The organism is Aminobacter sp. GW821-FHT11F06, assembly GCF_058808215.1.
The window spans coordinates 1-13956 of the sequence record NZ_JBXARL010000006.1 but is presented as its reverse complement, the minus strand read 5'-3'; the positions used below and the strand labels follow the sequence as shown (position 1 = coordinate 13956).

The following is a 13956-nucleotide window of genomic DNA, read 5'->3' as shown; positions in this document are numbered from 1 at the left end:
TAACCTGAACCGCTCGGCAGTCAAGAGTGAAAGAAATGGTGATTCCGGCAGGGATCGAACCTGCAAACAGGCAGGCATCGTGAAGTGCCAACCTTGGAGGTGGCAATTCGGGGTGATTCGCTTTCAGCAGGCTGGTTTAGATGCAATAATCGCTGCGAGCGGTGCGCGATCCTCTCCCATTTCGACAGACTGAGTGGCCCGTGTTGCTGCAAAGATGATCATCGGACTGGAGGAGGCCATGGTTAGAACAGCCCTTGCAGCACTTGCCCTGACATTGGCGGCCGGATCGGTTTCGGCGCAGGACCGTTCGGCCGAGCAGCTATGGCGGCGCACCGTCGAGCGCCGCGCCGTCGAGGCCGTCATCTGGGGCGTGCCGGCGGTCAATTATGAGCTGATGTACCAGCAGATGCTCAAGCTCGGCGGCAAGCCCAACCAGATCGTCTACTGGTCCGGACTGTTCGACTGGAAGAACCAGACGCTGACGCCCAACCCCGACGTCATCTACCTCATGGCCTTCTTCAACACCAAGGACGGGCCGGTGGTGATCGAAATCCCGCCGGCCGATAACGGCGTCATCAACGGCTCCATCATGGACCCTTGGCAGGCAGCGCTCGAAGATGTCGGCCCCGCCGGCGTCGACAAGGGCAAAGGCGGCAAATATCTGATCCTGCCGCCCGGCTACAAGGACAAGGTGCCGGACGGCTATGTCGCGCTGCCGTCAGCCAATTATCAGGGCTATGCGCTGCTTCGCTCGATCCCGAAAAGCGGCAGTGCGCCTGACGTCAAGGTGGCCGTCGACTATGGCAAGCGGATCAAGCTCTATCCGTTGAGCGGGGCGGCCAGCCCGCCCGCGACCGTCTTTGTCGACGCACTCGGCAAACTCTACGATTCAACGATCCCCTATGACGTGGGCTTCTACCAGTCGCTCGACCGCTTTGTGCAAAGCGAGCCCTGGCTTGTGCGCGACAAGGCGATGATCGACCAGCTGAAATCGATCGGCATCGAGAAGGGCAAGCCGTTCAATCCCGACGCGACGACGGAGGGCATACTGAACACGGCCGCCGCAGAGGCGCACGCCTGGCTAGACTGGCAATACGAAACGATGTTTGCGCCCTATTACGAAGGGCATCAATGGGTGTTTCCGATTTTGCCCGATGTGAGCGGCGGCCTGCAGAGCCAGTTCGCCGACCCTGACAGCTATCCTGTCGATGGCCGTGGCGTCACCTACACGATGGCCTTCTTCAGCACCAAACATTCGGGCATCGGCCAGTATTATTTGATGACCACCAAGGACAAGTCTGGCGAACCTTTCGACGGCGCCAGCACCTATCGGCTGACTGTGCCGGCAAAAGTGCCGGTCAAGCAATACTGGTCGGCGACGGTCTACGATCGCGCGACGCATACGCTCATCCACGATCAGAAAACGGTCAGCCGCTCCTCGCTCAGCCCGGGTCTGCATACGAGCGCCGACGGTTCGGTGGAGGTCTATTTCGGCCCCAAGGCGCCGGCAGGCAAGGAAGCCAATTGGGTCCCGACAGCTGCCGGGGGGAAGTTCGAGGTGCTGTTCCGCTTTTATGGTCCCGAAAAGCCGGTCTTCGACAAGACCTGGGTTCTGCCCGACATCGAGAAGGTGAAGTGAGGAGCATTTTCATGAAGACCATCATGCTATCCGCCGCTCTCGGCCTCGCAATGTCGGTCGGGGCGCAAGCGCAGACGGCCGACTCGCATGGCTGGATCGGCACCGAGACGGTGAAGACCCGCTTCGGCGACTTCGCGTTCAAGAACGGCTATCCGACGGATGCCGCAGCGGCGAAGCTCAGGGACGTTCTGCTGATGAACCGCGCCACCGAGGCGTATCTGGCGCAGATGCCGGCGGTCTCCTGGTACCGAACCTGGAAAAGCATCGCCGAGGCAGGAAATGCGGCCCCTAGCCAGATGGTCATCTGGGAAACGCTGATGGACGCCCAGACCCTGCTCCTGACCGGCAACGCCGAGACCGTTTACGGTCTCGCGGCGATCGATCTAAAGCGCGACGGCCCCGTTGTGGTCGAGGTGCCGCCCAAAATGCTCGGCGGCTTCAGCGACATGTGGCAAGGATCGATCGCCGGCATCGGCCCGACCGGGGAAGACAAGGGCAAGGGCGGCAAGTTCCTGCTTTTGCCGCCGGGCTATGACGGTCCGGTTCCCGAGGGCTATCTCGTCGGCAAGTCGAAGACGTTCGGCGTGGTGTTCGGCGTGCGCGGCTTCCTTGTCGACGGCAAGCCAGACCCAGCGGTGGCGCTGATGAAGTCGAGCAAAATCTACCCACTTTCGCAGGCGGGCAGTCCGCCCGCGATGGCGTTCGTCAACGGATCGGGCAAGGAGATCGACACGCTGTTTTCGGACGATTTCGGCTATTTCGAGGATCTGGCGGCGCTGATTGCGCGCGAGCCTGTCGACATCATCGACACGGCCGACCGTTTCCAGCTTGCCTCGATCGGCATCGAGAAGGGCAAGCCGTTCGCGCCCGACGAGGACGGGAAGGCGGTGCTTGGCGAGGCGGCCCGGCTGGGTTCGGCGATGGCGCGCACCAACAGCTTCGCCTCGACCGATCCGGCACGGCTCGTCTATCGCGACCGCACATGGGAATGGGCATTCATCGGCGGCAGCGCGAGCTGGGATTCGCAAGGTTACGTCAACACCGACCGGCGCGCCGCCTTCGCCTACATCGCCGTTGGCATGTCGCCGGCGATGGTGGACAAGGTGGTCGGGCAAGGCTCGCAATATCTTTCCGGCGCGCGTGACGGTGACGGCAGGTTCCTCGACGGCGCCAAGAATTACCGCCTGCACCTGCCGGCCAACATTCCGGTCGAGAATTTCTGGTCGGTCGTCGTCTACGATTCAGCAAGCCGCTCGCAGCTGCGCAACGGCCAGCCGTTTCCGAATGTCAGCCAGTATACCGGGCCTCAAAGCAACGCCGACGGCTCGATCGACGTGTATTTCGGTCCCGACGCGCCGGCCGGCAAGGAGAAGAACTGGATCAAGACGGTGCCGGGCAAGGGCTGGTTCACGTTGCTGCGTTTTTACGGTCCCAAGCAGGCGTTCTTCGACCAGAGCTGGAAACCGGACAATATTGAAGAGGTCAAATAGTCCGACGCCTTGTTTGCTCCGGTCGGCCGCCGCCCTGACCAAAATGCATGTCTGCATACTGCCCCGCAGCCGAAAGGTGGCGCGTATTTTTGGGTTCATGGGGCACCCGCGAGATGCACTGAGACAAAATGCATAGACAAATGAGACGGGGCGCTGCTTCGACATAGCCAGTTCTATGTAAAGCTACCCGTGCGGTGGGCATCACGAGGGGCAGGCTCTGCGGCAGCTTGCTGCATGCATTCACACTCCCTGAAAGGAAGGCTCGTATCAGACCAAAGAACCGGGGGCGTCGTGGACGCGGCCCGGCCAGGAGTAGCCATGCCCATCACCACAAATTCCGCCGACCGCCCATTCGGTCGCCTGCTTCGCAGTGGCGTGTCGCATTCGGCACTGGCTTTGACCCTGGCGATTGCCGGCGGCACTTCTGCCCAAGCGGCGAACTACACGGCCAGCACCCAGGCGGAACTGGTGAACGCCATCAAAGCGGCTAATAGCGATGGCGATGCCAACTCGACCATCACGCTGGCAGGCACGTTCTCCATCGCGGGCAATTCCCTGCCGGAGGTCACCAAGAACCTGACGATCAACATCGGTACAAATGTTCTGGTCTCGGCAGGCCCCACGGTGTTCAACGTCGCCGGCGGTGCGGAACTGAAAGTCGACGGGTCGCTCCGACTGACTGGAGCGCCGGGGTTTTCAACCGGCGGGCGGTTGCAGAAGGACGGCGAAGGCACGCTGACCATCACCGGCGGGCCCAGCACCTACGCCTGGTACATGCAGGCATACACCGGCGATATCGTCATCAAGGACGGCGCCAATGTGACGGTTGATAGCCGCACGGGTTCTTCCGTGTCCCTGAGCACTGGCAAGTCGACAGTCACGGTGACTGGTGCGGGCACTTTAGTGCGCGACCTTGGTTCGACGGGCATGGGCACGGCTGACGGGGCCACTTTGAACATCCTGGCGGGCGCGCACTACATAAATGACGGGTCAATGCGCGTTGGGTACACCGATGGAGGCATCGCGACCGTAAACGTGAGCGGCAAAGGTTCGCTGTTACAAGGCAATTTGCAGACCGCGCGTGGTCTGGGCATCCTCAACGTGACCGAAGGCGCTCTCGTTAACAGCACGGCCACAACTATCGGTGGCTCGGCCGCTATCGTGGATCAAGGGGGCACGGCCCAATTCCTGGTCTCGGGCGATGGGTCGCGCTGGGACAACAGCGGCACCTTCACGTTGATGCGTGGCACGCTGGACGTGCGCGATGGCGGCGTGATGCAGACCTCGATCATGCGCATGGCGAGCGTGGGCAGTGCTGCCCAGACTGCCGGTATTCGAGTGTCCGGAGCGGGATCGGAATTCATCACGACAAGCGTTGCTGCCAACGCGTTCCAGCTCGGGGCTGGCACCGGAGCCAAGGAAGCCTCGCTCACCATCGCCAATGGCGGCAAGGTGACGGTCGCGGGCGGCGCTGGCGTCGTCAATATGGCAACATCCGCATCATCCCGCGCAGTACTAAACATCGGCGGCTCCGAGGGCCAAGCAGCGACGGCAGCGGGAACGCTCAGCGCCGGCAAGCTTGTGTTCGGCTCGGGCACCAGCGTCGTCAACTTCAACCACACCGACAGTGCCTACGGCTTCGACGTGGGCCTCGAAGGCAACGCCACTCTCAACCAGATCGGCAGCGGCAAGACCGTGCTGACCGCCAATCAGACCGATTTCACTGGCAAGACCAACGTGCTCGGCGGCATTCTCGCCGTCAACGGCATCCTCGGCGGCACGATGGATGTGCTTGGCGGGCGGCTGCAGGGCACCGGCACTGTCGGTACAACGACCAACAATGCCGGCGGCATCATTGCGCCGGGCAATTCGATCGGCACGCTGACGATTGGCGGCGACTACACCAGCAATGGCGGCGGACTGGAGATCGAAGCCAGGCTCGGCGCCGACAATTCGCCGAGCGATCTTCTCGTCGTCACCGGCGACACCATTTTGGGCACCGGCGCGACCAAGGTGCGGGTCATCAATGTCGGCGGCGCGGGTGCCGAAACGATAGGCGACGGCATCAGGATCGTCCAGGTCGACGGCACGTCGGCGGCCGACGCCTTCGTGCTCAACGGCCCGGCGATCGGCGGTGCCTATCGCTACAATCTGTTCCAGCACGGCATCGCCGACCCCGCCGACGGCGACTGGTATCTGCGCGCTGGTGGCCTCGCCCCGACCGTGCCGGTCTACCAGAACTATCCGCAGGTGCTGCTTGGCATGGTCGCCCTGCCGACGCTCGAGCAGCGTGTCGGCGACCGCGTGCGCAATGCGGTGAATGGTACCCCGTCGACGGCACGCGAGGCCGCCATCTGGACGCGCATCGAGGCAGCGCATGGCCATGTCGAGGCCAATGCCTCGGCCGCCAATGCGACCTATGACAGCGACACCGCCTTGGTGCAGGTCGGTTTCGACGGCCAGCTTTACGAAGGTTCCGCCGGCATGGTGGTCGGCGGGCTGACGGCGCAATATTCGCGCGCCACAGCCGACATCTTCTCCAGCCTCGGCGACGGTGCCAACACCACCGAAAGCCATGGCATCGGCGCCAATTTGACCTGGTATGGCGCGACTGGCTTTTATGTCGACGCCCAGGCGCAGGTCGCGACCTTGCGCTCCGACATGAGCGCTTCCGGCATCGGCACGATCGGCGACGGCATCCACGGCAGCGGTTATGCGTTCAGCCTCGAGGCCGGGCGCAAGATCGCGCTCGACGCCACCTGGTCGCTGACGCCGCAGGCACAGCTTGCCTATGCCGCGGTCGACTTCGATGCCTTCACCGATCCGTTCGGCGCCAATGTCGCGCTGCGCCAGGGCGACAGCCTGAAGGGCCGCCTCGGTGCCGCCGTCAACTACGACGCCGACGCCAAAGGCAACCATGTCTATGGCATCGCCAATTTGACCTACGAATTCCTCGACGGCACCTCGGTTGCGGTGTCGGGCGTCAACGTCGCCTTCGAACCGCAGCGTTTCGGCGGCGAGATCGGCCTGGGCGGCACCTACAAATGGGCCCGCGGCAAATATGCCCTGCACGGCGAAGCGCTTGCCACGACAAGCTTTGACGGCGGCTACGGGTTCAAGGGCGTCATCGGCTTTACCGCGGGGCTTTGAGCCCATGTCGCCCCGCTGCCTGGAGGTGGCGGGGCTTCTTCTGCGTTTGAGGCGTCCCTACAGGCTCAGACAAAGGCGTGCCGGCAGGCCACTTGCTCCTACCACTTCACCCTGAAGCCGGCGGTGCCGGCCAGCGCGTAGCTGTCGCCGAAGTTTTCCAGCGAGCTGTTGACCGAGACCTCGCCATAGACCGAATATTTGTCGTCGTTCCAGTTGTAGGAACCACCGAGCCCAACCCCGCCCCACAGCCTGTCGGGCCGCGTCTCGAACCTGGTGCCGGAGACATCGACCTGGGTGGTGTCGAGGAACTCGTAATAGAGGTTGGCGATGCCGTAGAGATGGCTGCGCCGGGTCTTGCCCTCGTCGTCCTTCCAGTTTTGGTCGTGGTCGGCTGAGATGCCAAGCCGGCCGCGCAGGGAGTCGCCGCTGTCGAGTGAGACATCAGCACCGAAGACATCGGTGAAGCGGCTGAAATGGACATTCGAATAGATCAGCTGGGCTTGCGGGGTCACGGTCCAGCTATTGTTGAGGTCGATCTTCTTGCCGGTCTCGAGCGACAGCGCGTACCCAAAACCGCCATTGCCGTCGATGAGGCTTGGCGTCAGCAGGCCACGGGCCTTCGAGGTCAGGTCGCTGTTGAACCAGGTCAGCTGGGCCTGGCCGTCGACATAAAAGCCGTTCTGGTCGTACCAGGTCAGCGTGCCGCCGAAGCCACCACCTGTGGTGCTAATGCCGCCATCGCCGAAAAACGAGGTCACATCGCTCGACGCCTGGCCGAGATGCACGGTGATGCCGCCGATCAGCCTGGAGCCATCTTCGGCCTCGTGCAGCAGCCCGTCGAGACCGGCCTGCAGCTTCCACACATTGGTGTCGTAGTCGGTGCCGGAGGTGGTGAAGGCCGGCTCGATTTTGCTGTGGCTGCCTTCGATGCGGCCCCAGATCGCCCGCTGGTCTTCGATCAACGCCCGGGTGCCATCCGCGTTGCCGGCATAATATTGCGCTTGTTCGTTGGAGACCACGCAGCGGAAGTTCTGTGAGGCGTCCTTGCAGAACACCGTCTCGGGGGCCGGGGCAGGCTCGGTCCAGTAGCGGTTGCCGACACGCTGCTGCAGCGTCGGCACGCCGTTCAACGCCAGAAGATGCTGCGGATAGACCTCATAGAGCGGCACGCCGGGCTGATAGCGCGGCGGTGGCGTTGGGCCGGGAGGTGTCGGACCAGGCGGGATAATTGCCGAGCGCAGATACCAGTTCTCGTCGCCAGAGTCGGCACCGACACCGTTGAAGTGCAGCGTGTAGGCAAAGGCACCGCCGACGATGGCCTGTTGGCCGTCCGCTGTGACAAACTCCCCGGCCAGCGTGAAGGCCGTGGGTTCGGATGTCGCGCCATTGATGGTGTTGACCACCAGGATGCCGTCGGCAAGCGTGAGCGCGCCTGGACTAAGGGTTTTTTTGACGATGAGGAGGGTGCTTCCGGTGGTCGTCCCGCCATCGATCACCAGAATATCCGACGGTGCGCCATCAGTGCCGAGGAAGGTGTTCAGCGCCAGCCTGCCATTCACCCCGACATAGTCATTGGTCGTCAGCGTCTTGTAGCTCGCAAGCAGGTTCGGATCGCCGACAGGCGGGGTGACGTCGACAAGGCCGGCATTGGACAGGAGGTAGATGTCGGAGTTGCCGTTCATGATCCAGGTGCTGGAAGCATCAAGCGTCGTGAATGTGTTCAGCTCGATGCCGGTGATCTTGCTGCTGGAGGTGATGGCGACGTTGGCGATGCTCGTGGCATCCGCGATGATGTTGCCTGTGTTGATGATGTTTGCGGTGGTGAAGTCCACGTTACTGATCACGGTGGCAGGGTCGTTGCTGATCACGTTCAGCAGGTTGCCGCTGCCTTCGGTGATGTTCGTTCCGTTCCGCACGTCGATTTTTGAGACCGTGTCATGCGCGTTGAAGGCGTCGCCGCTGGTGGCGGTCAGCACGCCGCCTGAGACCGAAACAATGTTGGGATCGGCAGCCGTGCCGCCATTCGACCGGATACCATGGCGCGCGCCGGTTATCGAACTGTCGGTGACGAAGAGATGCCCGGAATCGGCGGCGCGGCCGCCGTCGAATTGGGCACTCGTGACCGTCGTGCGCAACAGCGTCGTGACCGACCCGGTATCGCCGACGAAAACGCCGCCGGCGTTCGAGCCTGTCGCAGAGATCGTGCTGTCGGTCAGGTTCATCAAGGCGGATTCGTTGGTTACCGTGCCATAGGCGTTCGGTCCTGTGGTGTGGACCGTGACGTTGGTTCCATTGAGCACGGTCAGGATCGGCGGTCCCACAAACAGAAAGCCTTCGGAGGCCAGTCCGTAGGCGGTGTCGCCCGAAGTCTTGATGTCGACGGTGTTGAGATTGATGATCGCACCGTTGAAGGCGTAGGCGCCGAAAGCGGCCAACCCCGACGTCGTCACGGTGACATTGGTCGCGTCGATGACGGGCAGAATCGTGGGAAAGGTTGGCGCAATCTGTGCTGAGGACAAGCCATAGCCTGAAGTGCCCGTGGTCGAAACCGTGCTGTTGGTCAAAACGACCTTGCCGCCGCCGACGGCCAGCACGCCGATCGACCCATTGCTGGTCATCGTGATGCTGACATTGTTGGCGTTGATGAGACCGGGCGATGTTCCCAGCGTTGAATCGGTGTCTGCGCGAAGCCCCGAGGTGTTGCCGGCGGGGGCGACGCGCTCGATGACCGTGACGGTGTCGAGATTGATCGTGCCGCCCGCTGCGAAGACTCCGATATCGGTGGCGCGGATCACCAGGCCCTGATTGGCTGTGATCGTCGCGCCGCTGCCGACGGTCGTGCCGCCAATGCCAATCGTATGCAGACCGGCGGCATGAACGGTCAAATTGGTGGTGTCGACAGTGCCGCCATGGATGGTGATGGCGGCATTGTTCTCCGAGATGACGGCGTAGGAGCCGCCGCCATTCGTGGTCAGCGCCATGTTCGTGACGGTGATCGACGATCCGGTGCCATTGGCGCGCAGGGTCGGTGTGCCCTTGTTTGCGCCAGCGCCGTTGGTGGTGACGGAGCCTCCGTTCATGGTGATCGTCGCACCAGTGAGCGCCTGCGCGCCATAGGAGAGATCGCCGGTGGAGGTCAGGGTCACCGGCGCCGTCGCCGTGATCGAACCGATATTCTGCGTCAGAAATACTGGTGTTGCGACCGCGGTGGTGGAGAAAGTCCCGCCCGGCACCGTAGCCGCGCAGCCATTGGCCGCGACTTGCCCAGGCGCTGGAGGCGAGCATGACTGGGCGTTGGCTTCATTCAAGCTGAACAAAGCCAGCGCGAAGGCACTTGTCCCGAACAAAAGCAACGGACGGCTCAAGACCATAACCCTGGTCAGTGGGCCGGTAATCGAAACGAGGCGGTTGCAGTCGGGTTTGGATATATTGTCCGCGGAAGCCGGGTCTTTGAGCAAATAGCTAGTGCGCACGGATTCCCCTCCGTCGCCCCTTTGCCCAACATTAGATTGCGCGCATATATTGCTTCGCACAAGCAAGCTGCCCCTGCGAAGCTTTTTAAAAGGACGGATGTGGCATTTGGGCAATTGCTAACAATTGCTAACCAAAATGGGCACGCCGTCTCGAAGGAAATGACTTTCAACGAGGGCACTCTGCCCTGTTCCAGCAGAGCCTCTCGCTGAGAGCTTTGGTCTGTTGCGCGAGGCAAGTAGCCTCTTTCAGCTACTTGCCTGTACTCGGATCGGGCTACTCCATGTCCGGCACTTCACCGCTGCTGCTTGCCGGGCCAAACGGACGAGGCTGATGCCTCCTATGATGCAGGCTGCGCCTCCGGTATCGTCCACGTGCCGTTCAGGAACTCGGCCCGAGGGCGGTAGAGCCGGAATGTGTAATTCCACCCTTTCGTAATCGGCAGGCAATTGGCGATCTTGCCGTCGCAGCCGCCGAACTGGATGTCGATCGCGCCATCAGCGCTCTTCTGGGCGGTGATGCTGTTGACCGAATAGGCGTCGTAATCGTTCTTCTGGAAGAAGCCCTTGTCGTTATAGACGCTGATCGACCAGAACGCATCGACGGGGACCTCCCCGACCTTGAGCTTGTAAACCGTCGTGCCGTCGTTTTTGGCCGGGGTGAAAGAGGGGTAGGATGCGTCCTTGTCGGGGTTGCCGCCCCAGCCGGCTGCCGTGCCGATCAGGTGCTTGACCGGATCGACCTCTCCCTTCGGGCCGAAGGCGTTGGTGAAGCTGCCCGATGCGGCGGACAGCGCTTCGAGCGCGTCACGGATCTTCTTTTGTTGAGCCAGGTCCCAATTCGGGGCCTCGAACGTACCGGCCGACTTCTGCTCCACCTTCAGCGCATCTTGCAGAGCGTGAACCTGCGCGAGGTCCTTGGGGTCGTTGGGATCGACAAGGATACGGACCGCAACGAACACATAGCGGGTGCCGACATTATCCTTGGTGAGCGTCGTGGGGCCTGGCTGGTAGACCACCATCGGGGTGTAGTGGTCTTCGCTGATGACCTGCATCGAGACGAAGCGCTTGCCGCCATCGGGAAGCGTGATGGTCACCGGGCCGGCGTCGAGGTCAAAGAGCGCCTGGGAATAGAGCGTGTCCCGGTTCATCCGGACCACAGGCTGGTTGTCGATCGGCGTCGGCGTCCTGGTATGAGCGAACTTGCCGAAGCCGCCCGCGTCGGCCGTCTTGGCCATATAGAAATCGCTCTCGGCTCGCTTGAAGTTGTCGACGTTGACCGCAACCGACTGTGCGGACGCCGCGCTTGTCGCGAGAACCAAGAAACTCAGGCCATAAACCAACTTCATTCGCATCGATCGGTACCTCATTGGCATCTTTGATTTCCATTTGTTCATCGGGGCAAGACCTGATGGGGCCGCGCCCTTGCTTCGGCTGATCGCCAGCCTTGGGTCGAGAAATGTCCGTGATCCACCCAGCTCGGAATGTCCGGTCTGGGCGGCGAGCCAATGTCTGGAAGCGGCGCGCAGCGCGCGCCACCCCGTCACTGCGAAGACAGTGCGGCAGCCTCCGCGGCGCATTCGGAGACCGAGGGCACCAGCTTCGCCTTCGCAGCCTTCACCTCCGCTTTCGCGGCCTCCAGATCGGCGAGGAAGTTCGCATTACTATGAAGGTTCGCTACCGTAGCCGCGCCCATGGTCCGTCCAGCATCGACGTCGCTTTGCCAATGCGCGTTGCAAATCACACGGCTCTGGCCGAATTCCAGACCACGTTTCAAGAGAAAATTGGCGCGCTCGGGGTTGACTTCGCTCAATACCAGCGCCCAAGCCCAGCCTGCGGCTGTATGACCTGAAGGATAGGAGCCGTCATTGCGTAGGAGTGGCTCTTGATCAGGATAGCAGGTGCCTTCGTTGTGAACCACGAAAGGACGGGTACGATTGAAAGCGTTTTTTACGCCATAGGTTGACAGGCCCGCGTCGGTTAGCACCTTCTGCATCAAACGATAGAGATGAGGGGTCTCTTTTTCGTCGATGTCTATACCCATCGCGCAAGAGAAGGTTTTCGCCGGCTGCGGAAACTGCAGATCTGCGTCTGCGCGCGCCAAATCCCAGCGCGGTTTGCCGCGCAGCGGTATTGTTGCGCTTCTCGCTTCTTCGTCGCGCGCCAGCGTCGCGCTTCCCTCTGCCGGTGGCGGTCCGAGCAGTTCAAGGCTGTCGGGCAAATCCTTTGGCTCGATATAACCCGGAGCCAATTGGAAATGCGGGTCGGTGACCTTGGGCTGGGCATCGCCCGCTTGCGCCAGGGCCTGCCCGCAGAGCGCGAGCAGCGCAAGCAGGGAAACATGTGCGGCTCGTACCGCAGTCCCGGTCATCGACATTCCCATTCCTTTCGACATTTCCAAACGCATGAACGCCCGCCCTTCGGCAGGCGAATCCGTTGCGAGCATTTCGTGCATGGGCAGTTTGCCCGTCTTGCCATTTCACGCCAATCGCGACCGGCTATGCTCTGCCCCGCCGGTCGCGATTCCCCCGTGATTCGGCTTTGTGAAAAGCATCAACCCGGTTACGGCGAGGTCCGATGGCTGATATCCCTTTGACGCGCGGTCAGTTCCTGCTGCCCTTCGTCAGCATCCTCGACGATATCGGCGCTCCGACGGAGACGCTCCTGGAGAAGTCCCGGCTGCCATCGTCCCTGGCCGAAAAGAGCGAGCTCTATTTGCCGCTCCTACCGGCGCTGCGTTTCGTCGAGACCGCCCAGAGAACCCAGGGCATCGAGGATTTCGGCTTTCTCGCCGCCCAGCGCCTGCATTTCTCGCATATGCGGGAAAAGACACGGGCCCTGATCGCGCATTCACCGACACTGCTCGTCGCGCTCCGGCACGCCTGCCATGAGGCGTCACGGGAAGACACCATTTTGAGCATGTGGATCGAACATGACGCGGATCACGTACGGGTCTGCAGCAGGCTCGCCGGGACAGGGCTCCTGCATCTGAAATACTCGCAGTGGATCCAGAATATTTTCCCGATCTACATCGTCCGGCAATTCGCAGGGCACGACTGGATGCCGACGGCGATTGCCTTTGAATCGTCTTATACGCCGAGCCCGGCAACGCGATCCTCCTGGCCGAATGTGCGGTTTCTGTCAGGTCAGCATGCCGCCTGGATCAGCCTGCCGATCGCGCTGCTCAGCCTACCCAACCGTTCGGCCACCTCGTTTTCGCCGCCGCAGCACAACGAAGGCGGCCCTTCCGCCTACGATATCGTCGAATTGCTCAAGCTGATGCTGCCGGCCTATCTCGACGAGGGAACAACGGCTCTGGCCGATGTCGCCGACATCGCAGGCGTCAGCACGCGGACGCTTCAGCGCAAGCTCGCCCATCTCGGCCTTACCTATTCGGACATACTCGAAACGGCCAGATATGAGAATGCGAGCCGGCTTCTGCGCGACACCGATTGCAGGATCATCGATGTCGCCTTTTCCTCCGGCTACACCGACCCCGCGCATTTCAGCCGCGCCTTCCGCCGGATGACAGGCGTCACGCCGCGCCAGTTTCGCGAGCAATCGCGGCTCGGCTAGCAATATCAATTGCTTGAGTGGTGATCCCGACAGGAATCGAACCTGTGACCTGCAGATTAGGAAGCTTCGTCAAACCGTTGCAGAGCCAAGCATGTTGCTCTCCATGTCGCGTCCATGTTGCGTTTGCACTTAGTCCCATCCGAAGAAATGCCAGCAGAGCGTCCATACCGCCAACACGAAGCTCCATGTCGAGAACGGCAAGATAATGAGCAGGAGCCAATAGAACTGATCAAAGGTTGACCGCAGTTCGCATCGACGGAACGCCTGGATGAGACTGTGCAACGCAATGATGGTGACGATGGCGGCAAGGGCGGCCAGGAGCGCGAACCAAGCCGCAGACCAGCCGTCCATGTTTCGCGAGTAGACTGCATCTGCCGTTGCCGCCAGCGAGATGGCCAGCGCAACGAGCAGCACGACGATTGTCCGGCTCATGTAATACCCCACCTTAGCCGAGCAATGCCGCTTCGGCAGCGGCCAATTCAGAGGCGTCATCGGTTCGTGGGAAGAGGTGCGAATAGGTGTCCATAGTCAGCGCAATCGTCGAGTGCTCTAGCTGTGGAGCCTCAACAGGTTGTCCCCAGACAGGCCGAGTCTGCTTATTGGTGTTTTAGATTTTAGGCTGCCGTGAGGC

8 protein-coding genes are annotated in these 13956 nt (G+C 61.8%); 4 read left to right on the top strand and 4 right to left on the bottom strand.

Going from position 1 to position 13956, the window contains the following annotated elements:
• Positions 1–238: 238 nt before the first annotated feature.
• The 3 genes from AC1RTB_RS15455 to AC1RTB_RS15445 all read left to right on the top strand — a co-directional run bounded on the left by AC1RTB_RS15455 (position 239) and on the right by AC1RTB_RS15445 (position 6279).
• The gene (locus AC1RTB_RS15455) at positions 239–1639 is read left to right on the top strand and encodes a DUF1254 domain-containing protein (RefSeq protein WP_492879929.1); all 1401 of its coding nucleotides are present in this window, start codon (positions 239–241) and stop codon (positions 1637–1639) included.
• An 11-nt stretch (positions 1640–1650) separates the two neighbouring features.
• Positions 1651–3129 (top strand): DUF1254 domain-containing protein, encoded by a 1479-nt coding sequence (locus tag AC1RTB_RS15450; protein ID WP_492879930.1) that lies wholly within the window; start codon positions 1651–1653, stop codon positions 3127–3129.
• Positions 3130–3447: 318 nt separating this feature from the next.
• Positions 3448–6279, top strand: coding sequence for an autotransporter family protein (locus tag AC1RTB_RS15445; RefSeq protein WP_492879931.1), 2832 nt, complete (start codon positions 3448–3450; stop codon positions 6277–6279).
• A 98-nt stretch (positions 6280–6377) separates the two neighbouring features.
• On the opposite strand, the gene AC1RTB_RS15440 is transcribed toward AC1RTB_RS15445, so the two are convergent.
• The 3 genes from AC1RTB_RS15440 to AC1RTB_RS15430 form a co-directional block, all read right to left on the bottom strand.
• A complete protein-coding gene (locus AC1RTB_RS15440; protein ID WP_492879932.1) occupies positions 6378–9644 on the bottom strand; it encodes an autotransporter family protein in 3267 nt (1088 codons plus the stop codon).
• Between the two features lie 446 nt (positions 9645–10090).
• A complete protein-coding gene (locus AC1RTB_RS15435) occupies positions 10091–11098 on the bottom strand; it encodes a DUF1254 domain-containing protein (RefSeq protein ID WP_492879933.1) in 1008 nt (335 codons plus the stop codon).
• 194 nt (positions 11099–11292) lie between these two features.
• Complete coding sequence (locus AC1RTB_RS15430; RefSeq protein WP_492879934.1) at positions 11293–12204, bottom strand: acid phosphatase; 912 nt, start codon at positions 12202–12204, stop codon at positions 11293–11295.
• Between the two features lie 122 nt (positions 12205–12326).
• Between AC1RTB_RS15430 and AC1RTB_RS15425 the strand changes: the two genes are divergently transcribed.
• Positions 12327–13325: a helix-turn-helix transcriptional regulator gene (locus AC1RTB_RS15425; RefSeq protein WP_492879935.1), complete on the top strand. Its 999-nt coding sequence runs from the start codon at positions 12327–12329 to the stop codon at positions 13323–13325.
• Positions 13326–13454: 129 nt separating this feature from the next.
• Here the strand turns inward: AC1RTB_RS15425 and AC1RTB_RS15420 are convergent, their stop codons facing one another.
• Positions 13455–13757 carry a hypothetical protein gene (locus AC1RTB_RS15420; protein WP_492879936.1) on the bottom strand — a complete coding sequence of 101 codons (303 nt, stop codon included), beginning with the start codon at positions 13755–13757 and terminating at the stop codon, positions 13455–13457.
• Positions 13758–13956: the final 199 nt, after the last annotated feature.

Bases quoted from the DNA above. Each gene is read 5' to 3' on its own strand.
- AC1RTB_RS15455 (WP_492879929.1), top strand. From the start codon at position 239: ATGGTTAGAACAGCCCTTGCAGCACTTGCCCTGACATTGGCGGCCGGA.
- AC1RTB_RS15450 (WP_492879930.1), top strand. From the start codon at position 1,651: ATGAAGACCATCATGCTATCCGCCGCTCTCGGCCTCGCAATGTCGGTC.
- AC1RTB_RS15445 (WP_492879931.1), top strand. From the start codon at position 3,448: ATGCCCATCACCACAAATTCCGCCGACCGCCCATTCGGTCGCCTGCTT.
- AC1RTB_RS15435 (WP_492879933.1), bottom strand. From the start codon at position 11,098: ATGAAGTTGGTTTATGGCCTGAGTTTCTTGGTTCTCGCGACAAGCGCG.
- AC1RTB_RS15430 (WP_492879934.1), bottom strand. From the start codon at position 12,204: ATGCACGAAATGCTCGCAACGGATTCGCCTGCCGAAGGGCGGGCGTTC.
- AC1RTB_RS15425 (WP_492879935.1), top strand. From the start codon at position 12,327: ATGGCTGATATCCCTTTGACGCGCGGTCAGTTCCTGCTGCCCTTCGTC.
- AC1RTB_RS15420 (WP_492879936.1), bottom strand. From the start codon at position 13,757: ATGAGCCGGACAATCGTCGTGCTGCTCGTTGCGCTGGCCATCTCGCTG.